Annotated in this window: 21 protein-coding genes; 20 read left to right on the top strand and 1 reads right to left on the bottom strand. The window is 70.0% G+C overall.

Going from position 1 to position 21,272, the window contains the following annotated elements; translation table 11 throughout:
* Positions 1-62 precede the first annotated feature (62 nt).
* From AB0F04_RS12430 to AB0F04_RS12420, 3 genes are all read left to right on the top strand, one after another.
* Complete coding sequence (locus AB0F04_RS12430) at positions 63-548, top strand: ATP-binding protein (RefSeq protein ID WP_362040512.1); 486 nt, start codon at positions 63-65, stop codon at positions 546-548.
* Positions 549-649: 101 nt separating this feature from the next.
* A complete protein-coding gene (locus AB0F04_RS12425) occupies positions 650-1,966 on the top strand; it encodes an Nramp family divalent metal transporter (RefSeq protein ID WP_362040510.1) in 1,317 nt (438 codons plus the stop codon).
* Between the two features lie 24 nt (positions 1,967-1,990).
* Positions 1,991-2,458, top strand: coding sequence for a hypothetical protein (locus AB0F04_RS12420; RefSeq protein WP_362040509.1), 468 nt, complete (start codon positions 1,991-1,993; stop codon positions 2,456-2,458).
* Between the two features lie 12 nt (positions 2,459-2,470).
* Here the strand turns inward: AB0F04_RS12420 and AB0F04_RS12415 are convergent, their stop codons facing one another.
* Positions 2,471-4,159: a glycoside hydrolase family 18 protein gene (locus tag AB0F04_RS12415; protein WP_362040507.1), complete on the bottom strand. Its 1,689-nt coding sequence runs from the start codon at positions 4,157-4,159 to the stop codon at positions 2,471-2,473.
* Between the two features lie 429 nt (positions 4,160-4,588).
* Here AB0F04_RS12415 and AB0F04_RS12410 point away from each other — a divergent pair, with 429 nt between their 5' ends.
* The 17 genes from AB0F04_RS12410 (at position 4,589) to AB0F04_RS12330 (ending at position 21,184) form a co-directional block, all read left to right on the top strand.
* Positions 4,589-5,422: a hypothetical protein gene (locus AB0F04_RS12410; protein WP_362040819.1), complete on the top strand. Its 834-nt coding sequence runs from the start codon at positions 4,589-4,591 to the stop codon at positions 5,420-5,422.
* A 70-nt stretch (positions 5,423-5,492) separates the two neighbouring features.
* The gene (gene cpaB / locus AB0F04_RS12405) at positions 5,493-6,200 is read left to right on the top strand and encodes a Flp pilus assembly protein CpaB (protein ID WP_362040505.1); all 708 of its coding nucleotides are present in this window, start codon (positions 5,493-5,495) and stop codon (positions 6,198-6,200) included.
* A 9-nt stretch (positions 6,201-6,209) separates the two neighbouring features.
* Positions 6,210-7,442 carry an AAA family ATPase gene (locus AB0F04_RS12400; protein ID WP_362040503.1) on the top strand — a complete coding sequence of 411 codons (1,233 nt, stop codon included), beginning with the start codon at positions 6,210-6,212 and terminating at the stop codon, positions 7,440-7,442.
* Complete coding sequence (locus AB0F04_RS12395) at positions 7,439-7,831, top strand: TadE family protein (RefSeq protein WP_362040500.1); 393 nt, start codon at positions 7,439-7,441, stop codon at positions 7,829-7,831. Before AB0F04_RS12400 ends, AB0F04_RS12395 begins: the two co-directional genes overlap by 4 nt.
* The gene (locus AB0F04_RS12390; protein ID WP_362040498.1) at positions 7,831-8,187 is read left to right on the top strand and encodes a TadE family protein; all 357 of its coding nucleotides are present in this window, start codon (positions 7,831-7,833) and stop codon (positions 8,185-8,187) included. The genes AB0F04_RS12395 and AB0F04_RS12390 overlap by 1 nt, the downstream gene beginning before the upstream one ends.
* 25 nt (positions 8,188-8,212) lie before the next feature.
* Entirely contained in the window at positions 8,213-9,550 is a 1,338-nt protein-coding gene (locus AB0F04_RS12385) for a CpaF family protein (protein WP_362040496.1), read from the top strand.
* Positions 9,551-9,559: 9 nt separating this feature from the next.
* On the top strand, positions 9,560-10,504 hold the full coding sequence (locus tag AB0F04_RS12380; protein ID WP_362040493.1) for a type II secretion system F family protein: 945 nt from the start codon (positions 9,560-9,562) through the stop codon (positions 10,502-10,504).
* Positions 10,505-10,520: 16 nt separating this feature from the next.
* Entirely contained in the window at positions 10,521-11,408 is an 888-nt protein-coding gene (locus AB0F04_RS12375) for a DUF5936 domain-containing protein (protein ID WP_362040491.1), read from the top strand.
* A 15-nt stretch (positions 11,409-11,423) separates the two neighbouring features.
* The gene (locus AB0F04_RS12370; protein WP_362040490.1) at positions 11,424-13,142 is read left to right on the top strand and encodes an ATP-binding protein; all 1,719 of its coding nucleotides are present in this window, start codon (positions 11,424-11,426) and stop codon (positions 13,140-13,142) included.
* A gap of 41 nt (positions 13,143-13,183) precedes the next feature.
* The gene (locus AB0F04_RS12365; protein ID WP_362040488.1) at positions 13,184-14,143 is read left to right on the top strand and encodes a response regulator transcription factor; all 960 of its coding nucleotides are present in this window, start codon (positions 13,184-13,186) and stop codon (positions 14,141-14,143) included.
* Positions 14,144-14,287: 144 nt separating this feature from the next.
* Positions 14,288-14,521, top strand: a complete 234-nt coding sequence (locus AB0F04_RS12360) for a hypothetical protein (protein WP_362040486.1) — start codon at positions 14,288-14,290, stop codon at positions 14,519-14,521.
* Positions 14,518-15,138: a pilus assembly protein TadG-related protein gene (locus AB0F04_RS12355; RefSeq protein WP_362040483.1), complete on the top strand. Its 621-nt coding sequence runs from the start codon at positions 14,518-14,520 to the stop codon at positions 15,136-15,138. The genes AB0F04_RS12360 and AB0F04_RS12355 overlap by 4 nt, the downstream gene beginning before the upstream one ends.
* 16 nt (positions 15,139-15,154) lie before the next feature.
* On the top strand, positions 15,155-15,739 hold the full coding sequence (locus AB0F04_RS12350) for a hypothetical protein (protein ID WP_362040482.1): 585 nt from the start codon (positions 15,155-15,157) through the stop codon (positions 15,737-15,739).
* 8 nt (positions 15,740-15,747) lie between these two features.
* Positions 15,748-16,398, top strand: a complete 651-nt coding sequence (locus AB0F04_RS12345; protein ID WP_362040480.1) for an OmpA family protein — start codon at positions 15,748-15,750, stop codon at positions 16,396-16,398.
* A gap of 230 nt (positions 16,399-16,628) precedes the next feature.
* Positions 16,629-18,014 carry a cytochrome P450 gene (locus tag AB0F04_RS12340; protein WP_362040478.1) on the top strand — a complete coding sequence of 462 codons (1,386 nt, stop codon included), beginning with the start codon at positions 16,629-16,631 and terminating at the stop codon, positions 18,012-18,014.
* Between the two features lie 144 nt (positions 18,015-18,158).
* Entirely contained in the window at positions 18,159-20,357 is a 2,199-nt protein-coding gene (locus AB0F04_RS12335) for a hypothetical protein (RefSeq protein ID WP_362040476.1), read from the top strand.
* A complete protein-coding gene (locus AB0F04_RS12330; RefSeq protein ID WP_362040475.1) occupies positions 20,354-21,184 on the top strand; it encodes a hypothetical protein in 831 nt (276 codons plus the stop codon). Before AB0F04_RS12335 ends, AB0F04_RS12330 begins: the two co-directional genes overlap by 4 nt.
* Positions 21,185-21,272: the final 88 nt, after the last annotated feature.

Raw genomic sequence — 21,272 nt, 5'->3', positions numbered from 1 at the left:
AGGTAGCGGATCGGGTAGTCCTCCCCGTGCGCGGGACCGCCCGGGGGGATCACCCTGGACCCATGCTGCAACTCTCCGGGCGGCACCACCTCCCCGACCCCGACGCCCGCTACGGCCCGTTCCCGCAACCACCCCTGGGAGCGGGACATCTGAGGGCCGAGTACGCACCCCGGCCCTCCGCCGTCCGTGAGGCACGCGCGGAGGTCCGCAGGCAGTTGGAGGCCTGGGGGCTCGCCGAGCGCGGTGACGTCGCGGAGGTGGCCGAACTGCTCGTCGGCGAACTGGCCGCCAACGCCGTGGTGCACGCCGGGAGCCCCTTCCGGCTCACCCTCTTCGCCGCGCACGGCCTCCTGCGCTGCGAGGTCGCCGACGTCGCACGCGGTCTGCCGCGGGTGCTGGACGCGGGCACGGGGGAGAGCGGCCGCGGCATGTTCCTGGTGGACGCGCTCGCCCAGCGCTGGGGCTGCCATCGGGACGGGCCGGGCAAGACCGTGTGGTTCGAGCTCGGCACGTGCGGGGCGGACGGCTGTGGTCGGCGACGGCCGTAGCGCTCCGCCGGGCCTGACCGGGCCGGGTGTCCTACGGGCATCGGGTGAAGATCCGGTCAGGCCCTCTTGTCCCGCGGGCTCCTTTGGGATTTCTTGACCACATGGCGGACACCACGGGAAACACCACTGAGAACGAGGCCACCCACCCCCCACAGCCCCGGAAGGCGAGCTGGAAGTACATCGGCCCGGGCATCGTCGTCGCGGCGACCGGTGTCGGCGCCGGTGACCTGGTCGCCACCCTGATCGCGGGCAGCAACTTCGGCTACACCCTCCTGTGGGCCGCGGTCATCGGCTGCCTGGTGAAGATCTCGCTGGCCGAGGCGGCGGGCCGCTGGCACCTGTCCACGGGCCGCACCCTGTTCGACGGCTGGGCGAGCCTCGGCCGCTGGACCACCTGGTTCTTCGCGGTCTACGTCGTGGTCTGGGGCTTCGTCTACGGCGCCGCGGCGATGTCCTCGAGCGCGCTGCCGCTGCAGGCGCTGTTCCCGGACGTGATGGACCTCAAGTGGTGGGGCATCGCCTGCGGTCTGGTCGGCCTGGTCTTCGTCTGGTTCAACAAGTACGCGGTGTTCGAGAAGGTCATGACGGTCCTGGTGGGCGTCATGTTCGTGGTGACGGTGTACCTGGCGATCCGCGTCACGCCGAACCTCCCCGACGCCCTCGCCGGACTCCTGCCGGTGCTGCCGGACGAGAAGGACTCGATCCTCAACACGCTCGGCCTGATCGGCGGTGTGGGCGGCACGATCACCCTCGCGGCGTACGGCTACTGGGTCAACGCCAAGGGCTGGACCGACACCGGCTGGATGAAGATCATGCGGCTGGACAACCGCGTCGCCTACGCCACCACCGGCATCTTCGTCATCGCCATGCTGTTCGTCGGCGCCGAGCTGCTCCACTCCGCGAACGTCGCCATCGCCGGCGGCGACAAGGGCCTGATCCAGCTGGGTGACATCCTGGAGAAGGAGTACGGCCCGGCCACGGCGAAGTTCTTCCTGATCGGCTTCTTCGCCACCTCCTTCACCTCGCTGATCGGCGTCTGGCACGGCGTGAGCCTGATGTTCGCCGACTTCGTGGCCCGCCTGTCGCGCACGAGCCGGGCGGGGGGCGAGGAGGTCGCCTCCGGCACGCGCGAACGCTCCTGGCCGTTCCGCGCCTACCTGCTCTGGCTGACCTTCCCGCCGATGATCCTGCTCTTCGAGGGCCAGCCCTTCCGCCTGATCATCATCTACGGCGTCCTCGGCGCGGCCTTCCTGCCCTTCCTGGCCGGCACCCTGCTCTGGCTCCTCAACTCCTCGCGCACGCCACGGGAGTGGCGCAACGGGGCCCTCAGCAACGCCATGCTCGCCGTCGCCGGCCTGTTGTTCCTGATCCTGTGCGTGAAGCAGATCTGGGACCAGCCGTGGGGGGAGTTCTTCTAGGGCAGGTGCAGGGAGAATGGCCGGGTGACCCAGCAGCCACCGCCCCCCGGCCCCGGCTTCGGCCCGCCCCCACCGCACTACGCGCCGGCGCCGCCCCCGTACGCGGCCCCGCGGCAGCCGCCGTACGCCCAGGCGCCGCCGCGGCAGCCGCCGTACGCCCACGCGCCGCAGCAACCGTCGTACGTCCAGGCTCCGCCGCAGCCGGCGGCGGGCGGGCCGGACTTCCTGGCCGTCGACAAGCGCAACGCGGTCGTCGTCGACGCGGCGGGCGTCGCCTTCGAGTCGTCCGGCCTCTCGATCGAGTTCCGCTGGCCCGAGATCCGCAGCGTCCACTACCAGGCGAGTGCGAGCGGCAAGGCCCTGATGGTCGCCGTGGTCCACGTGGACGGCCGGTTCTTCGAGTGCGTGGTGGAGGCCAAGCCCAGGTCGCGGCTCCAGGAGTGGTTCCCGCAGCTGGCCCGGGTGCTCGGCCACTACCGCCCGAGGGGCTAGAGCCAGGGGCGGCTACGGCAGCCCGTGCACATGCGGCCCCACCGCGCTGGACCAGGCGTTGCCCGCCGTGGCGTCCCAGTTGGTCGACCAGGTCATCGCACCGCGCAGGTCGGGGTACGTCCGAGGCGGCTTGAAGGTGCCGCAGCCGGTGGCCCTGGTCAGGCAGTCCAGGGCGTTGTTCACCACGGCCGGTGAGACGTAGCCGCTGCCCGCCCCGCGCGTCGAGGCTGGCAGGCCCAGGCCCACCTGGGACGGGGCGAGGCCGTTCTCCAGCTGGATGCAGGCCAGGGCCGTCAGGAAGTCGACCGAGCCCTGGCTGTAGACCTTGCCGTCACAGCCGAGCATGGAACCGCTGTTGTAGTACTGCATGTTGACGACCGTGAGGATGTCCTTCACGTTCAGCGCGGTCCGGAAGTAGCCGTTGGACGTGGACTGCATGTCGATCGTCTGCGGGGCCATCGTCAGGACGAGCGAGGGGCCCGCCTTCGCCGACAGGGCGCGCAGCGCCTGCGTCATGTACGTCGCGTTCAGGCCGTTCTCCAGGTCGATGTCGACGCCGTCGAAGCCGTACGTCCGCATGACGGAGTACACGCTGTCCGCGAAGTTCGCCGCCGAGGCCGCGTCGTTGACCGACACGGTGCCGCGTTCGCCGCCGACCGAAATGACGACCTTCTTGCCGGCCGCCTGCTTCGCCTTCACGTCCGCTGTGAACTGGTCGACCGTGTAGCCCTTCAGCCCCGCCGAGTCCAGGGTGAAGGACACCGCCCCGGGCGTGCCCGTCGCGTCGGCGAAGGCCACGGCGATGATGTCGTAGGCGGCGGGGACGTCGGAGATGCGCTGGACGGTCGCCCCGTTGTCGAAGTTCTGCCAGTAGCCGGTCACCGCGTGCTTCGGCAGCGCGGGACCCGGGCCGTTCGGCTTGTTCGTGGTGCCCGTCACGGCTGCCGACCTCGGTGATTCACCGGCCCCGTTGGTCGCCGTGACCTGGAAGGAGTACGACGTCGAGGCCGCGAGCCCGGTCACCGTCGCCGAAGTCCCGGAGACGGCCGTCACCTTCGTGCCGTCGCGGTAGACGGTGTAACCCGTCGCCCCCGAAACCGTGTTCCACGCCAGGGAGACCGAGGAGGACGTCGTCCCCGAGACGTTCAGGCCGCCGGGAGCGGAGGGGATCGTGGGCCCCGGGTCCGTGCCCCCGCCGCCGTCGGGGCCGAACACCGACACGTCGTCCGCGTAGTAGGCCGCCTGCCCGTACCAGCCGTGCGTGTACACCGTCACCGAGGTCGTGGAGGGGCCCGTGGTGAAGGTGGTCGCCAGCTGTTTCCAGGAGGCGGAGTCGGGCGTCCAGGCGGACACGTCCGTCGTGCCCGTGCCCGTCACGCCGAGGTAGGCGTACCCGCCGCGGACCCAGGCGCCGAGCGTGTACGTCGAGCCCGGCTTCACCCGGACCGTCTGGGAGCACCGGGCGTTGTCCTGCCCCGAGGGGGTCGCCCGCAGCGCGGCCGTGCCGGTGCGGACGGGGGAGGAGACCGTCGTGCCGCTGCCGGCCGAGCAGGTCCAGTCGCTCAGTCCCGCCTCGAAGCCGGCGTTCCGGGCGTTGTCGACGTCGGCGGCGTTCGCCTGGCCGACGGTCGTGAGAGAGAGGGCCAGGGCAGCCGTGACGGCACCCGACCAGAGCCGCAGGGATCGTCTGTGTGGGGACATGACAAGAAAATGGTCCAGACCAAAGCGGCTGTCAAGAGGTCCAGACCAACTGGGCGGGTGGCGGTCCCGCCGCGCGGTCCGAGGGCGGGCATGGTGAGCGTCGCCGCGTCGGGCGTGGACCTCGGGACCCGGACGAAGGGCCGTCATCGTCACCGGGTCTGCGGCGGATGCCGCCCGGAAGGGGCCCCCGGCCCGTCAGGACGACCGGCGAGATGCTCAGCCTGCCCCGTTTTGACGCCTCTTGTGCAACGGCAGTTGCGCTCCAGCTACACAAACGCTGTTCTCCGGTCACAGAGGCGTGGATACAGTGCTGAGGTAGTCACGCAGTGAAGTCGACACGGTGCGCCGGAGTGACACCCGGCGTTCCGACCGGCATGGGGAAACGGGGAGCTGCGCGTGCCAACTGCCATTGCCGTGACCAGCGCCGACATGGCGCTGCCGCCACAGGACGAACGCACCCTGCCCGCCGTCGTGCTGCGGGACGTCGACCGGCGCCCCCTGGAGCAGACGCTGGCCGAGATGCAAGCGCTGGTCGAGCACCACGGGCATGTCATCGTCGTCTGCTCACAGGCCGCGCCCACCGCCGTGCGGCGACGGCTGCACACCCTGCGCTCCCTCATGGAGAGCGACCGCATCGCCCTCTTCCTGCCGGACCTGCCGCCCCTCGGACTCGCCGTCCTGGCCCGGCAGTTACGGCAGCTCGCCTCCTGCGACATCAGCCCCGGCGTGCTCGCCTCGGCCGGCCGGCTGCTCGTGCACTACATCCACGCCGGCGCGCTGCTGAACTCCGTCGCCCGCCTCGACCGGGTCCCCGTCGGCCTGAAGTCCCACGCCAAGTCCTGGGTGCCCGGCAGCCAGTTCGGCGTCCTCGCCCACCCCGAGCCGCACCTCGTGAGGATCACCCCCGAAGCGCAGCTGCCCGGCCCCGAGTTCGGCACCTGGATGCTGCTCGCCAAGGGGCAGCTCCCCTCCGACTGGGTCACCGGCACCCTCGCCCCCTCCTGGAAGGTGCAGGGACTGCGCGAGACCCCGCTCCCGGCGGAATCACCCGGCTGGTGGGGCACCGGCAGGCTCGTCGAGTTCTGCAGCTACCTGCCCGACCTTTCCGTCCTCTACCAGCTGGTCACCTCCGTGCGGCGCAGCCGGTGCCACTGGTGCGGCATCGACGTCATCGGAGACCGCTGCGTGTTCTGCTCGGCCCTGCCACCCGTCCACGACAGCCCGCCCCACCAGCAGCTCGAGAGCCGAACGGCCGTCGGCTGAGGCCTGACACCGCTCGTCAGCACTGTTCCGATCCCGCTCGACCGATATCCCCAACGAGGTTGTACGGTTCATGAACTCCCGTCAGCGCCGCGGCGTGATTCTCCTGCTCCTGTCGGTCGTCTGCGCCCTCGGCGCCTTCGCCGGCGTGCTCTCCGTCATCAGCGACGTGAAGTCGAAGGTCGGCCCCGAGGTCACCGCCTACCGGCTCAAGTCCGAGGTGCCGCCCTACACCACCCTCAGCACGGGCCAGTTCGAGAAGATCAAGATGCCCGAACGGTGGCTGTCCGACAACGCGGTCACCGACCTGCGGGAGATACGGGGCAAGATCGCCGTCACCACGCTGCGCGCGGGCTCCCTGCTCCAGTCCGACATGATCGTCCGCCGGCCGGCCCTCCAGCCCGGCCAGCAGGAGGTCGCCATCATGATCGACGCGGCGACCGGCGTGGCCGGCAAGATCACGCCCGGCGCCTCGGTCAACGTCTACGCCACCTTCGAGGGCGCCCGCGAGGGCGACCCCGACCAGTCGAAGATCATCGTCACCAGCGCCAAGGTCATCGACGTCGGCGAACTCACCCCGCTGGACCCCGACGAGAGCAACCGCACCCAGCAGCCCACCGACGGCGTCCCGATCACCTTCGCCCTCTCCGCCCTCGACGCCCAGCGCATCACCTACGCCGAGTCGTTCGCCAAGCGCGTGCGCCTCGCCCTCGTCGCGCCCGGCAGCGACACCACCGTCCCCGAGCGGGACCGGACGTACGAACTCGCGAAGGACAAGTGAGAGGCTGCCATGCCCACGAGGATCCTCCCGGCGGTCGGTGACACGGACGCGGTCCGGTCCGTCACGACACTGCTCAGCCAGCTCCCGGACGCCGAGCCCGTCTCCCCCGTGGTCGACTCCACCCAGCTCATCGACACCCTCGCGCGTCTCGCCGCCGAGTCGGTCGACGAGCTGCCGGAGGTCGTGATCGTCCACGAGCGGATCGGCCCGGTCCCCGCGCTGGAACTGATCCGCGAAGTGGCCCTGCGCTTCCCGGCCGTCGGCGTCATCCTCGTCACCTCCGACGCGAGCCCCGGCCTCTTCCAGGCCGCCATGGACTACGGCGCCCGCGGCCTGGTCGCCCTGCCCCTCAGCTACGAGGAACTCGCCAGCCGCGTCCAGGCGGTCGCCCAGTGGTCCACCGGCGTACGACGGCACCTCGGCGCCGGCGGCGACGTCTTCACGGGCGTCGGCGGCACCGTCGTCACCGTCAGCGGCGCCAAGGGCGGCGTCGGAGCCACCCTCACCGCGATCCAGCTTTCCCTCGCCGCCCAGGCCTCCGGCCGCAGCACCGCCCTGGTCGACATGGACCTCCAGACCGGCGACATCGCCTCCTACCTGGACGTCCAGTTCCGCCGTTCCGTCGTCGACCTCGCCGCCATCACCGACATCTCCCCGCGCGTCCTCGCCGACGCGGTCTACCGCCACGACACCGGCCTCGCCCTGCTGCTCGCCCCCGCCGAGGGCGAGCGCGGCGAGGACGTCACCGACCGCGCCGCCCGGCAGATCGTCAGCGCCCTGCGCTCGCGCTACGAGGTCGTCGTCATCGACTGCGGCGCCCAGCTCGGCGGCGCCGGCGCGGCGGCCGTGGAGATGGCCGACCGGGCCCTGCTCGTCACCACGCCGGACGTGGTCGCCGTACGGGGCGCGAAACGGGCCGTGCGAATGTGGGACCGGCTGCAGATCCGCAAGGCCGAGGAGACGACCGTCGTCGTCAACCGGCACTCGCGCGGTACGGAGATCCAGCCGCCCCTCATCCAGAAGATCACCGGCACGGCGGTCGCGGCCACCGTGGTCCCCGCCAACTTCAAGGAACTGCAGAGCGTCGTGGACGCGGGCCGCATCCACGAACTGGAGAACAAGAGCTCGGTGAAGCAGGCCCTCTGGGGTCTGGCGGGGGAGCTGGGGCTGGTCAAGACCCCGCAGGGCGCCCAGAAGGGGGGCCGGGGAGCGGGGGGATTCCGGCGGAGGAAGGAGGGATGAGGATGCTGAGGGTGCCATCAAGGGAGCGGGACAAGGGTCAGGTGACGATCGAGTTCCTCGGGATGACGCCGACGATCATCGTGACACTGATCGCCCTGTGGCAGGCCGTCCTCATCGGCTACACCTACATCCTCGCGGGCAACGCCGCGGACGAGGCCGTACGGCAGGGAACGGCTGCGGAGCCCGGGGTGCGGCAGGGCGTGTGCGAGGCGGCCGGGCTCAGGCATCTGTCGGACGCGTGGCGTTCCGGGGCCCGGGTGACCTGCGGCGGCTCCGGCTACGTGACGGCCGACGTGGCCCTGGAAGTCCCCGTCCTCTTCCCCGGCACGCTGTCCTTCGGGTTCACGGTCGAAGGCCACGCCGGGGCGGTCGAGGAGGCGAAACCCTGATGACCGACATCCGCAAGGGCCGCGACCGCGGCCAGGTCGCCATCGAGTACATCGGATTCCTGCCGATCCTGCTGATCGTCGCCCTGGGCGCCGTGCAGCTCGGCCTGATCGCCTATACGGCCCAGCAGGCCGGCACGGCGGCCAGGACGGGGGCGCGCAGCGCGTCACTGGACGGGCCGTCCGAGGCGGACTGCAAGGCGGCGGTGAGCAGTTGGCTGGCCGACGGGACGAGCTGCCCGGCGTCGATCGGCGGGGACGAGGTCACCGTCACGGCCACCGTGCAGATCCCGTCCCTCGTGCCGGGCTGGGAGTTCGACCCGGCCGTCAAGACCGCCACGATGCCACGCGATCACTGAGCGACGAGCGAGGAGCACCGCACTCATGAGCCTGCGAGCACGCATCAACACCCCCGAGGAGAACGGCAACCGGGGCGAGGACGGCCACATGGTCGCCTCCTACCGGGCCAAGCTCCTGGAGGAGATCGACCTCGCGGAGATGAGTTCGCTGGCCGCCGCCGAGCGCAGGGCCCGGCTGGAGCGGGTGCTCGGGCACATCATCAGCCGCGAGGGCCCGGTCCTGTCGACGGTGGAGCGCTCGCAGCTGATCCGCAGGGTGGTCGACGAGGCACTGGGGCTCGGCATCCTGGAACCGCTCCTGGAGGACGCGTCCATCACCGAGATCATGGTGAACGGCCCCGACGCGATCTTCGTGGAGCGCGGCGGCCGGGTCGAGCAACTGCCCCTGCGCTTCGCCTCCAACGACCAGCTCATGCAGACCATCGAGCGCATCGTCTCGACGGTCAACCGGCGCGTGGACGAGTCCAACCCGATGGTCGACGCCCGCCTGCCCTCCGGCGAGCGCGTCAACGTCATCATCCCGCCGCTGTCCCTGACGGGCGCCACCCTCACCATCCGCCGCTTCCCGCGCTCCTTCACACTCCAGGAGCTGATCGGCCTCGGCTCGCTCGACGAGCACATGCTGTACCTGCTGGCGGGCCTGGTGCAGGCGAAGTTCAACGTCATCGTCTCCGGCGCGACGGGCACCGGCAAGACGACCCTGCTGAACGCCCTGTCGGGGCTCATTCCGCAGGGCGAGCGCATCATCACCATCGAGGACTCCGCCGAACTGCAGCTCCAGCAGCCGCACGTGATCCGCCTGGAGTCGCGCCCGCCCAACGTCGAGGGCAAGGGCCAGGTGACGATTCGCGACCTGGTCCGCAACTCCCTGCGCATGCGCCCCGACCGGATCGTCGTCGGTGAGGTCCGCGGCGGCGAGTCCCTCGACATGCTCCAGGCGATGTCGACGGGCCACGACGGCTCGCTCGCCACCGTCCACGCCAACAGCGCCGAGGACGCGCTGATGCGACTGCAGACCCTGGCCTCCATGTCGGACGTGGAGATCCCCTTCGTCGCGCTGCACGACCAGATCAACAGCGCGGTCGACGTCATCGTGCAGCTGACCCGGTTCGCGGACGGCGCCCGCCGCATCACCGAGATCGCGCTGATGGACAGTCACGGCAGCGACCCGTACCGGCTGGTCACGGTCGCCCGCTTCCACGCACGGCCCATGACCTCCGACGGCCGCATCCACGGAGCCTTCGAGTACTTCCCGCTCCCGCGCCGCACCGCCGACCGCCTCTACATGGCGAGCCAGCCCCTTCCCCAGGCGTTCGGCATCGCTCAGTCGGCGGACCAGCTAGCCACCCGAGAAGCCAGGTAGGACCGACCGATGGAACTGCACACGCTCATCACGCTCACCACCGGCGTCACTCTGCTGACCTGCGCCCTCGTGGTCGTCGGCCTCCACTCCTACGCCATGGGCAAAGCGCAACGGCAGGCCCTGGTCGACCGCCTGTCCGCCACCGGACAGATCGAGGCCGGCGGCCGGCGCCGCGCCTTCCGCGGGATCGACCGCCGTCTGCGACGCACCAGGCTCGGCAAGAAACTGGAACTGCGCCTGGCGGCGACCGGCCTGGACATCACTCCGGGCGAGTTCTTCGTCTACATGCTCGCCACGGTCGCGGGCCTCTGGCTGATCGGCCAGGCGGCCCTGGCACCGTTCTTCGGGCCGCTCGCGGGACTGCTCGGCATCGGGGTCGCCGTGCAGTTCCTCAACTGGCAACGCCAGAAACGCATCGAGAAGTTCATCAACCAGCTCCCCGAGATGGCCCGGATCCTCGCCAACGCCACCCAGGCGGGCCTCGCCCTGCGTACGGCGATCGGCATGGCCGCCGAGGAGATGGAGGCCCCGGCGGGCGAGGAACTCGGCAAGGTGGCGAACCAGTTGGCGGTCGGTGCCTCGATGGACGACGCGCTCGGCGAACTGGCCGACCGTCTCCCGTCCCGCGAACTGGTCGTCCTCGTCACCACACTGGTCCTGTCGAACCGGGCCGGTGGTCAGGTGGTCAGCGCCCTGCGCAACCTGACGGAGACTCTGGAGGAACGCAAGGAGACCCGGCGCGAGGTCCGCACCCAGCTCTCCCAGGTCAACATGACGTCGTACGCCGTCCCGGTGCTGGGCGTCGGCTCCCTGTTCCTGATGAACGGGGTGAAGGACGGCGCCCTGGACCGCATGACCGGCTCCGCCTTCGGCCAGGCGGCGGTCATCATCGCCTTCTCGCTCTACGCCGTGGGCTTCGTCCTCATCCGCCGCCTGTCCCGCATCGACGTCTGAGAGCCAGGAGGCAACCATGGGACTGCTGCTCGCCTTGCTGATGGGCCTCGGTGTGTGGGGCGTCTTCGCCGGCATCCGCATGTACCGGGCGGAGGCCAAACTGCCCGGCGACCTCGCCCTCGCCCTGGAGGTCGGCTCCACCCGCACCGGCGCGGTCGACTCCCTCATCGACCGCCTGGGCATGCGCTACGCGCCCGCGGTGCTGCGCCTGATGGGGCCGAAGCAGGTGGCGAAGTACCGCCGCAAGATCGACCTCGCGGGCAACCCCGGCGGCCTGACGATCGACCGGTACGCCGCACGCCGGGCGGTCTACGGCTTCCTCGGAGCCCTCGGCTTCCTGGTCTTCCTCATGCGCGGCCAGCTGTTGGTCGCCCTGCTCCTGCTGGCCTTCGGCGCGTTCTGGACGGAGGTCGGCATCTGGTCGGCGATCCGCATCCGCAAGGACGTCATCGAACGGACCCTGCCGGACTTCCTGGACGTCCTGGCGGTCGTGGTGAGCGCGGGCCTCGGCTTCCGCCAGGCGCTGGACCGGGTCGCCTCCCGCTACGAGGGCCCCTGGGCCGACGAACTGCGCATCACCCTGCGCCAGATGGACCTCGGCATGAGCCGCCGCCAGGCCTTCGCGGAACTGCGCCGCCGCAACGACTCCGAGCAGGTGGCGATGTTCGTGACGGCGCTGCAGCAGGGTGAGGAACTGGGCGCGCCGATCGTCGACACGCTGGTGTCCCTCGCCAAGGACATGCGCCGCACGGACGCGCAGAACGCCCGCCGCAAGGCCGCCCGGGCCGTCCCGAAGGCCACGATGATGATCACGACCTTCATGGTCCCGGCCACCATGCTCCTGCTCGGCGCCGGCCTGATCCTCGGCTCGGGCACGGACTTCGGCTCGGTCACGGGGAAGTAGGGGAGGGGTGACGGCATGTCGATGACAGGGGAGCGGACGAGGCTGCTGGGCCGTCGCCGCCGCCGGGCCGGGCAGACGCCGGAGATCACGACGCCTCCGGCGGGAACCGTGCTGCCGGCGCATGTCCGCACGGGTGCGCCGGACGTACCGGTGACATCGGTGACCCCCGCGTTGCCACCCGGGTGGGAGGCGGCGGCGGGCGGCGAGCCGACACTGCGGATCAAGGGAGGTGGGCGGCGGAACCCCGGCATGCCGCGGGAGGCTGCCGCCGCGGATCCCGCCGCACCCGGCCCGATGCCGACGTCGGGGCCATCGTCGATGCCGATGCCCGCGGGCAGCGCACCGGAGGGCAAGGCGAACGGGGGGCCGGCGCCCTCGGGGCGCGGCCGATCGGCGGCCGCCTTCCCCCAGGCGCCACCCGCGCCCGACGACGACGGCCCCCCGCCCGGTACGGCCGGGGACCGGCTCGCGGCCGGAGGCAGGGACACCACCCACCCCGCCGGCCCCGCGATCGACATCCAGGTCAACGCCCTGCAGGCCATGTGCCGCCAGGTCTTCGGCTTCCGTCTGGCCATGATCGCCCTGGCCACCCCCACCGCCCTCGTGAACGCGAACGACGGCCTGCCCACGCGCCTCGTCGGCGCGGCCGTGGTCGTCACCTTCATGACCTCCTACGTCCTCTTCCGGGACTGGGAACGCTTCGGCCCCCTCCTCCTGCGCCACCCCTCCCTCCTCGCCGTGGACACCCTCTTCGGCGCACTGCTCCTCATCGCCGCCGGCCCCGACAGCACCCTCGCCTACGTCAGCGTCTGCACCCCGCTCCTGGCAGGCCTCGTCTACGGCTGGCGCGGCGCGGCGGTCTTCGCCTCCCTGCAGGTACTCCTCCTGCTTCTCATCCACGCGGCACAGCAGGACCCGGCCCCCGGCATCACCGAGTCCGCCCTCCTGCCCGGCCTCTGCGTCATCGCCGGCGCCGTCGGCTCCAGCCTGCGCAACCTCATGCTCCGCTTCGGCGCGGCCACCCAGGCCCTCACCACCGTCCAGGCCCGTCTCGCCGTGACGGAAGCGGTCAGCGCCGAGCGAGCCCGCCTGGCCCGCGAGATGCACGACTCGGTCGCGAAGACCCTGCACGGCGTGGCCCTGGCCGCCGACGGCCTGACCACCTCGGCGAACGCCGACCGCATGGACCCGGCCCTGGTGAGCCGGCAGGCCGCACTGGTCGCCCGCTCGGCCCGCCGGGCCGCAGCGGAATCCCGGGAGCTCCTGGCCGACCTCCGCCGCGAGTCGGACCCGTCCCAGGCCACCGACGTCCTGGTCGAACTGGCGGCCCGTACCCGGGACTTCAGCACCCGCACCGGCCTTCCCGCGGTCTACCGCCCCACCGGCGAGCACGCCGTACCACCCGTCCCCCCGGCCGTGGCCCGCCAGCTCCTGACCATCGCCTCGGAGGCCCTGGAGAACGCCCACCGTCACGCCCACCCGACCCGGGTCGACGTCAGCGCGGGCGTCCACGGCGACCTGCTCCGCATCAGCATCCACGACGACGGCCGAGGCCTCCCACCGGGCACCACGCTCGAACAACTCCGCCGGGCCGGCCACTTCGGCCTGGTCGGCATGGTCGAACGCGCCGCCTCGGTCGGCGCCCGCATCCGTATAGGCCGCGGCGGCCACTCCCAGGGCACGGAGGTCCGCCTGGAACTCCCCCTGGCCGCCCTGACCAACCCCACCGCATGACCGTCACGACCCACGACCCACGACCCGAGAGGAGGCAACTGATGCCGGACCAGAATCCCCACCCGACCGGCGCCCCGCAGCCGCCACCACACCACCCGTTCGCCGACCTCCCGGCACCACCGGACCGCCGCCTCAGGGTCGTCGTGGCGGACGACAACCCGGTCGTCCGGGCCGGCCTCACCGCGCTGCTCTCCGGCCGCGCGGACATCGAGGTCGTGGCGGAGGCCACCGACGGCCGCCAGGCCTGCGACGCCGCCCGGCAGCACCGCCCCGACGTCGTCCTCCTGGACGTCCGCATGCCCGGCGTGGACGGCATCTCGGCCCTGCCCTACCTCGTACAGATCGCGCCGGTGGTGATGCTGACCTACAGCAGGGAGTCCGAGATCGTCCAGGAGGCCCTGCGCCGGGGAGCGGGCGGCTACCTGGTCCACGGCGAGTTCACGGCCGACCAGCTGGTCGACGCCGTACGGGACATCAAGGAGGGCCGGGCCCACTTCACCCCGACGGCGGCGGGCGCCCTGCTGGCCCGACTCCGCAGAGACCAGACGCCGGGCCCGCCCCTGCCGGAAGGCCTGGGGGGCGGGTCGTCGAGTGCGACTGCATACGGAATTTCCACTTCCGCAAAATCGTATAGTCAACCTCAAAGTCCCACGCCACCAGCTCCTTTCATGCCACCCCTCACCCCACCCTCGTCCACTTACTCAGAAAACCTTTCGCAAGTGCAACCACATGTGGGACAGTCTTCGTCTGAGTGGAGGAGTGGCCGTCCGGCCGTTCCCGACAGGTCGCGGTTCCAACTGAGCACGAGGGAGGCGGAGATCATGGACCTCATCGCGTCCGGCATGAACAACCAGCAGATCGCCGCCACGTGCTTCATCAGCGAGAAGACCGTCAAGAACCACATCAACCGCATCTTCGCCAAGCTGCACAGCACGAGCCGCTCGGAGGCCGCCGCGAAGTGGATCGGCACGGCGCCGGACACGGGTCGGGGACGGGGGTGACCTCGGTGACGCGATGGGGGAACAAGCCGTTGGGTCCGAGCGATTGGGCCCGGAATTGGGCCCTGGGGCCCTCCCGCGGCCAGGACGTCCCGCCGTACGTTCCCCGTGTCGACAACGACACGGCCGAACCCGGAGGGGAACACCATGAGCGACCTGATGCTGAAGACCGCCGTCGCGACCAAGGTCCGTGTGAGCGGCTGGAAGAACACGACGGCCGAGGCGATGCAACGCCGCGCCGCCGACAAGGGGCAGACGGCGGTCGAGTACCTGGGCATCATCGCGGTGGTGGTGGCGATTGTGCTGGCGATTACGGGTACGAGCATCGGAACGACGATCCTCAACAAGATCACGACGTTGATCGACCGGGTCGGCAATTGACGCGACCTCGCAGGTACGGCGACGCAGGGCAGGCCTTCCCCATCTACATCACGGTGGTGGGGGGCCTGCTCTTCCTTGCGCTCGCCTACTTCGCGGTCGGCCAGGCCACCGTGAACCGGGGTGGCGCCCAGACGGCTGCTGACGCCGCGGCGCTTGCGGCGGCTCAGGACGCCCGGGAGCAGCTTGCAGGCAAGTGGGTCGAAGCCGTTCTCGACCCCGGCAAGTGGCAGGACATCTTCGACGGCGATGTACAGCTCGCGGGTGATCCGTGCTCGCGAGCGTCTCAGCTCGCCGGTCAGAACGACGCGGATATCGAAAGGTGTTCGAGCACCGGAGTGCCCATGGGCTACGACGTCGTGGTGCAGACGCGGAAGCCCATGGGGGAGTCAATAGTCCCTGTCACGGCGCAGAAGAGGTCGACGGCCAGTGCCAAGGCCGTCATCGAGTTCCGCTGCGAGTTCAAGCCCCTTGCCGAGGATGCGGGAGACGACGTGCTCCCTCGCCTCACCTGCGACGGCAAGAACTGGGATCTGAAGCCGGACGATCTCACTGAGCTTCCGGAACCCGAGGATCTCTTCGACGTCCACTTGGCCGACTCAGAAGCGAACGACGAGTGATGAAGGAAGCGGAGAGATGAGCATGCGGTTCACTGAGAGGGCCCGCAGGAGGATGGTCGCGTTGACCGTAGCGGCCGGACTTGCCTTGGGCGCTGCAGGGTGCGGCGGTGGTGGTGGCGACGACGACAAGAAGCCGGATACCTCCGCCTCCGCTTCCAAGGGTCGTGGCTCCGCGCCGAGTGCTCAGGAAGGCGAGTCCGAGGCGCCGCTGGCTGAACTCAAGGGCAGGGACGGACTGCTCCTGCAAATCACGTCGGCGCAGCGGGACGCGGGCGGCTTCCTCACAGTGAACGGTCAGTTCAAGAATGACGGTTCGAACTCGCTGACGATCCCTGCCGAACTGCGTGGTGATGAGACGGAAATCCTCAAGCACGGCACGTCACTCGGGGGCGCCACGCTCGTGGATTCGAAGGGGAAGAAGCGCTACTACGTACTGCGCGACACCGACGGACGGCCATTGACCACAACGGGTCTCACCACGATCCAGTCGGGACAGACCATCCCCGTCTTCGTCCAGTTCCCCGCCCCGCCCGCAAGCGCAACCGACGTCACTCTCCAGGTACCGACCTTCTCCAGCAGCACCATCAAGATCTCCGGGTGAGGCCGGCCATGAAAACCCGCACGCGCACGCGATCGGCGACTCCACGCCTCGCCCTGGTTCTCACCGCCACCGGCCTCATGGTCGCCACGAACCTCTACGGCGCCGCCTCGGCACACGCCGACGAAACCCCCGCCGTCCCGCCCGGCACCGAGGCCTCCGCCTCCGCCCCCGTAGAGGTCGACCCCAACGACCCCGACCTCAAGCTCCCCGAAGGCGGCACCCTCGCCGAACCCAAAGTCCTCGACATCAAACAGGTGGTAGAAGACCAAAGCGGCGACGAACGCCGCGAAGACACCAACGCCGACGTCAAGTTCGCCCTCCAGGCCGAAGTCCTCTTCGGCAAGGACAGCGCGAAACTCAGCGGCGAGGCGAAAGCCCGTATCTCCGCGATCGCCGAGGAGATCAAGACGCAGAACGCGACGAAGATCCGCGTCTTCGGCTTCACGGACAACCTCGGCTCCTCCGCACACGGCGACGTCCTCTCCAAGAAGCGCGCCGACGCCGTACAGAACGTTCTCGACCAGGAACTGACCGACTCCGACGTCACGTACGAGGTCCGCGGCTACGGCGAGCAGTACCCCATCGCCGACAACTCCTCGGAGACCGGCCGCAAGAAGAACCGCCGGGTCGAAGTCTCCTTCCCGCGCCAGGAAAGCTGATCGGGAGATGCGGCATGGCTTCAGCCGTGCCATCCGGCGTGCGGCGGGTGCCCGGACTCTGGCCCGGCCCGGGCCAGTGCACGGTTGCCCGTGCGCTGGCTTCGGCCGGGGATTCCCGCCCCCTCCCCCCCCACTCGTCACGTGGCACAGGACACTTTCACGACAGGATTGCGCCGGGGAAGCGGCAGGGAAGCCATAGGGCGTCCATGAACGCCGCGAAGGGATGACCCGTGACGTCCGCTGCGCCTCCCCCCATACCTCGGGCTGCCGGATCGCTTCCGTTCATCGGCCACGCTCTGAGAATGCGCGACAACCTCGGCTTCATCGACTCGCTGCGCGACACCCGGGAACCGCTCGTCGAGATCGTCCTGCAACCCGGCACGCGCACCGTCGTGGTGCAGGACCCGGCCCTGATCCACCAGATGCTCAAGGCCTTGGCCCCCACACTCGACAAGGGCCGGCTCTACGACAAGCTGGGCCAGCTGCTGGGCGACAGCGTCGTCACCGCCACCGGCCGGCCCCACGTACGCAAACGCCGCCAGCTGCAACCGGCCTTCGCCCACACCGAGATCAGCCGGTACGTCGACATCATGCGCACCGAGGTCACGGCCACGGTCGCCGGCTGGGAACCCGGGCGGACCCTCGACGTACGCGAGGCGATGGTCGGACTCAGCCTCGACATGCTGGCCAAGACGGTGTTCGCCGGCAGCCTCGACGACGCCGTCTTCCGCCGGCTGCGCAGCGACCTGTCGGTGGTGATGAACGGCGTCGGCGTGCGCCTGATGCTGCCCGACTGGGCCGAGCGCCTGCCGTTGCCTTTCAACCGCCGCTTCGACCGGGCCCGGGCCGGCGTGCGCGCCACCGTCAACACCGCCGTGGCGGAGTTGCAGGCCTCCGGGCACGACACCGGAGACATGCTCTCCATGTTGCTGCGCGCCGTCGACGAGGAGACGGGCCGACCGTTGACCGGGCATCAGATCTCCTCCGAGATCCTCACCCTGGCCGTGGCGGGCACCGAGACCACCGCGTCGGTGCTGTCCTGGACCCTGTACGAACTCGCCCGCCACCCCGCCATCGAGGCCCGGGTCCTGGCCGAGCTGGACGAGGTCCTCGGCGGCCGGCCCGTCACCCTCGACGACGTGGCCCGGCTGCCGTACCTGAACCGGGTGATCACCGAAACCCTGCGGCTGCATCACCCCGGCTGGTTGGTCACACGCCGTACTACCGAGGAGACCCGTCTCGGCGCGTGGACGCTGCCCGCCGGCACCGAACTGGCGTACTGCCAGCATGCTCTGCACCGCGATCCCGAGCGTTTCCCCGACCCGCTCACCTTCGACCCGGACCGGTGGAACGACGCAGCGCAGGAGCCTCCGCCGGGCGCGTTCCTGCCGTTCGGGGACGGCAAGCACAAGTGCATGGGGGACCGCTTCGCCCGCACCGAGATGGTCACGGCGCTCGCGACGATGCTGCGTTCGGTACGGCTGGACCTCGCCGAGGGCCGCACCGTCCGCCAGGTCGCCCGGCTCACGGTACGGCCACGCGCCCTGCGGATGACCGTCCTCCCCCGGAACCGTCCCCGACCCGGGGTCCGCCGGTCCGCCACCAGATCCGGATGATCGGTCCTGGCCCGGGTGGAAGTGCGCACCTAAAGTGGGCCCGGGGTTGGGGCCACGGGCCCATGTGCGAGTGATCGACGTTCCTTAGCCTCGGCTCGGTATTCGCCGTGAACGGCCGTGTATCGAGCTGAGCTGAGGTCGCGCATGTCCCCTGCCGGTGACCGGATACCCCCGCGCGGAACGGGGGGTGCGGAGAACATCCCGTCCTGGGTTCGGCGTTCGCCGCTGCCGAGGGAACTGGGCTGGGCGCAGGTACTGCTGTGGGCGCAGTTCGCGCTGACGGCGCTGTACGTGATCACCGTGCTGTCGGTGGTGACGTACCACTCCGGGGAGATCTTCGGAATCCTGGTGTACGACTCGCTGCCCAGCGTGGCCGGGATCTGCCTGGCCCGGTGCATGTGGCGGGGCGGGGTGTGGACGGCCCGCGCACTGATCGCCGTACAGGCATGGATCGTGTGGCTGTCGTTCGGCACGCTGCTGCACGGTGATCCGCGGGGCATCACCCAGGCGGCGATGCCGGTCGCGGTCATCGTGCTGTTGCTCCGGGCCCGGTCGCGTGAGTGGTTCGAAACCCCTCCCCGGGACAGGGAGGAGCGGCGGGCGTTCAGCCTGCCGAGGATGATCCGCTGGCGACGGGACGAGGGCCAGACCGCGGTGGAGTACGCGGGGCTCATCGCGGTGGTCGCGGCGATCATCGTCGCGCTCTCGGTGGGCGGCCTCGGCGGGCGTATCGCCGACGGCATCCAGTCGGCGGTCTGCTCGGTGACGGGGACGTCCTGCCCCGCTCCGCAGGGCGATGCGGACACCGGCGCGGGCGCGGACGGCGACGCTCACGCGGACGGCGGTACGGGCGCAGAGGACGGTACGGGCGCAGACGACGGTACGGGCACGAACAGCGATGCGGGCACCCAGGGAGACACGGAGGCCGGCGACGGCACGGCCACCCGCACGGGCGTTGGTGACACGGGCGGCGGCAGCGGTATCCCCGCGTCGGCCCAGCTCATCACCTACGACGGCGCGGGCCCGAACGACACGGTCCCGCTCGCTCCGGGCCCGTTCGAGGACAAGTCCCTCTGGGACGACGTACATGACCAGGAACGCCACGACAGGACGTTCATGGACCATGTCCGCGGCTTCTTCGTGGCGCCCACCAAGAGCTTCCTGGCCGACACCATGGACGTCGTGAGCGACCCGGTCGGCTCGGTCAAGGACGCCTGGAACGGTGTGAAGGGCTACACCACCGACTGGTGGGGCGACAAGGCCGACGAGCTGGGCGAGGAGTGGGACAAGGGGAACTATGTCTCCTCCGTATGGGGCTGGGTCAATTCGCCCGAGGACTTCGTGTCCGACCTGGCGACCGACACCTTCGTCGACAAGGAGAACTGGGAGAAGGGCAACTACGGCGCCTCCATCGGCAACACCGTGGTCGGCGTCGTCGGCATCTTCAGCCCGAAGACCATCACGAAGTTCACCAAGTTCAAGAAGCTGGCCGAGGTCGGTGAGGTCCTCGACAAGGCGTCCGACGCGGCGGAGAAGGCCCGCAAGGCGGCCAAGGCGGGTGATGCCGAGGGCGCTCGGAAGGCCGCGAAGGACGCCGACGAGGCGGCGGACGCGGCCGAGAAGCAGGCCCGGGAATCGGGCTGCACCATCGCGGCGCCGGCCCGCCGGATCCCGTACGGCGGAAACCCGCCTGGAACCACCACCGGCCTCATCACCGGCTCCTCCGGCACAGGCGCCACGATCCTCGCCGCCGGCCCGTCCGACTCCCCGTACGTCGTCCTCGCCCAGGACGGCTGTGACGAGGAGGCCAAGCAACAGGCGAAGGAGGCCCGCGAGCAAGCGGACGAGGCGGACAAGGCCGCCGACGAGGCTGAGAACAAGAACACCAGCGATAAGCCGACCACCGAGTGGCAGGCCACAGACGATGTTCCCGGTCCGGCAGCTGGGAAGAAGCTGAGGTTCCCCAACAAGCGGCACACCGTGGGCGGAGCGGGCAGCGGTCAGGTCAAGGAACGCAACACGGTCATCCTCCGAGGTAACGAGGATCTGGTCCGCGCGGACATCGAGGCGATAGCGAAGGGGCGTGCCAAGCTGCTGCCGGACAAGAACACGTACGAGATCAACGGACGGACGTATCGAGTGGAGGACACCGGAACCGTCTTTCCGGTCTCCGGCCCTGGCTTGGTCGACATGGACCGCATTGAATACGCTGCTCTGAAGGAGATCGTGCGGAACAAAGGTGATCTCAGCAAGTCACAGCAACTGCAGCGCAATCCGAAGTTCGTCAACAATCCGGACAAGGTCGCGAAGGCCAAGCAGGTGTATGACGGGACGTACAAGTGATCGCGAATCTTTTCACCGTCGCGGAGACAGAGGCGTCGCGGCTCCGCGGGGCGCTGGCTCAGTCGCTGGCCGTGACGCGCGAGGCGGTCGACGTCGCCGACACGGACGGGGACCAGGAAGCGCGTCGCTGGGACTCACCTGTTCTGTGCACGTACCGCGTGCTGCCGCCCGGTGACCTGGCGCTGGAGCTCGACATCTACGTCGAGGACGGGACGGCAGGAGCTCTTGGTGAGGCGGACTTGGCGCAAGGGCTCGCGATCCGTACGGCGACCTCGGTCCTCTACCCCTCGATGGACGTCGATCTGGGCTCCGCATACTGGGTCGCGGTGCCGGATGGACGCGTCGTGAGATGCCGGCTGGAGGCGATCGACTCCGACGAGGACACGAGATACCGGGTCGACGCGGTGGAGGAGAAGGTGGCCGATCTCCCTCGCGCGAAGGTGGAGTGGCTCCCCGAAGCTCTCGAACACGAGCCCATCGGGACGCCTCTCACCGATGCCTTCCTGGCCACGCTTCCGACGGACACGGCGGCGAGCGTCGAAGGACGTGTCCACTACAGCCTGCACGTGTGGGAGAGGCTGGTGCGCCGATTGGAGTCCGACTGGAGCCCTTCTGGCCGGTACCGGGAAGACCTCTTCCGACGTGATCTGGAGGCCCGGGACACCCTGGCGCGTCTCGAACACGAGGTCGATGACGTATACGCCGACGGCCTGCGATCCTCTGTGACGCGATTGGACGACATCTTCCGTGCATGCACCGAGCCCGGGAACGATGAGAAGGCCGAGCGCTGGTGGTGGGATCGGCGTCCAAGGCATGTCCCATGGTGAGCCCGCGAGGACGAGAAGGATCGCGTCACACGCCCTTGGAAAGGCACTGCTCACCGTCCTCTCCCGATGGTTATGAACAGGTGACGCT

This window comes from Streptomyces sp. NPDC029041 (assembly GCF_040637515.1).
In the GTDB taxonomy this organism is placed as follows: domain Bacteria; phylum Actinomycetota; class Actinomycetes; order Streptomycetales; family Streptomycetaceae; genus Streptomyces.
The sequence above is the reverse complement of the archived record's forward strand: the minus strand, read 5'-3'. Positions and strand labels throughout refer to the sequence as shown.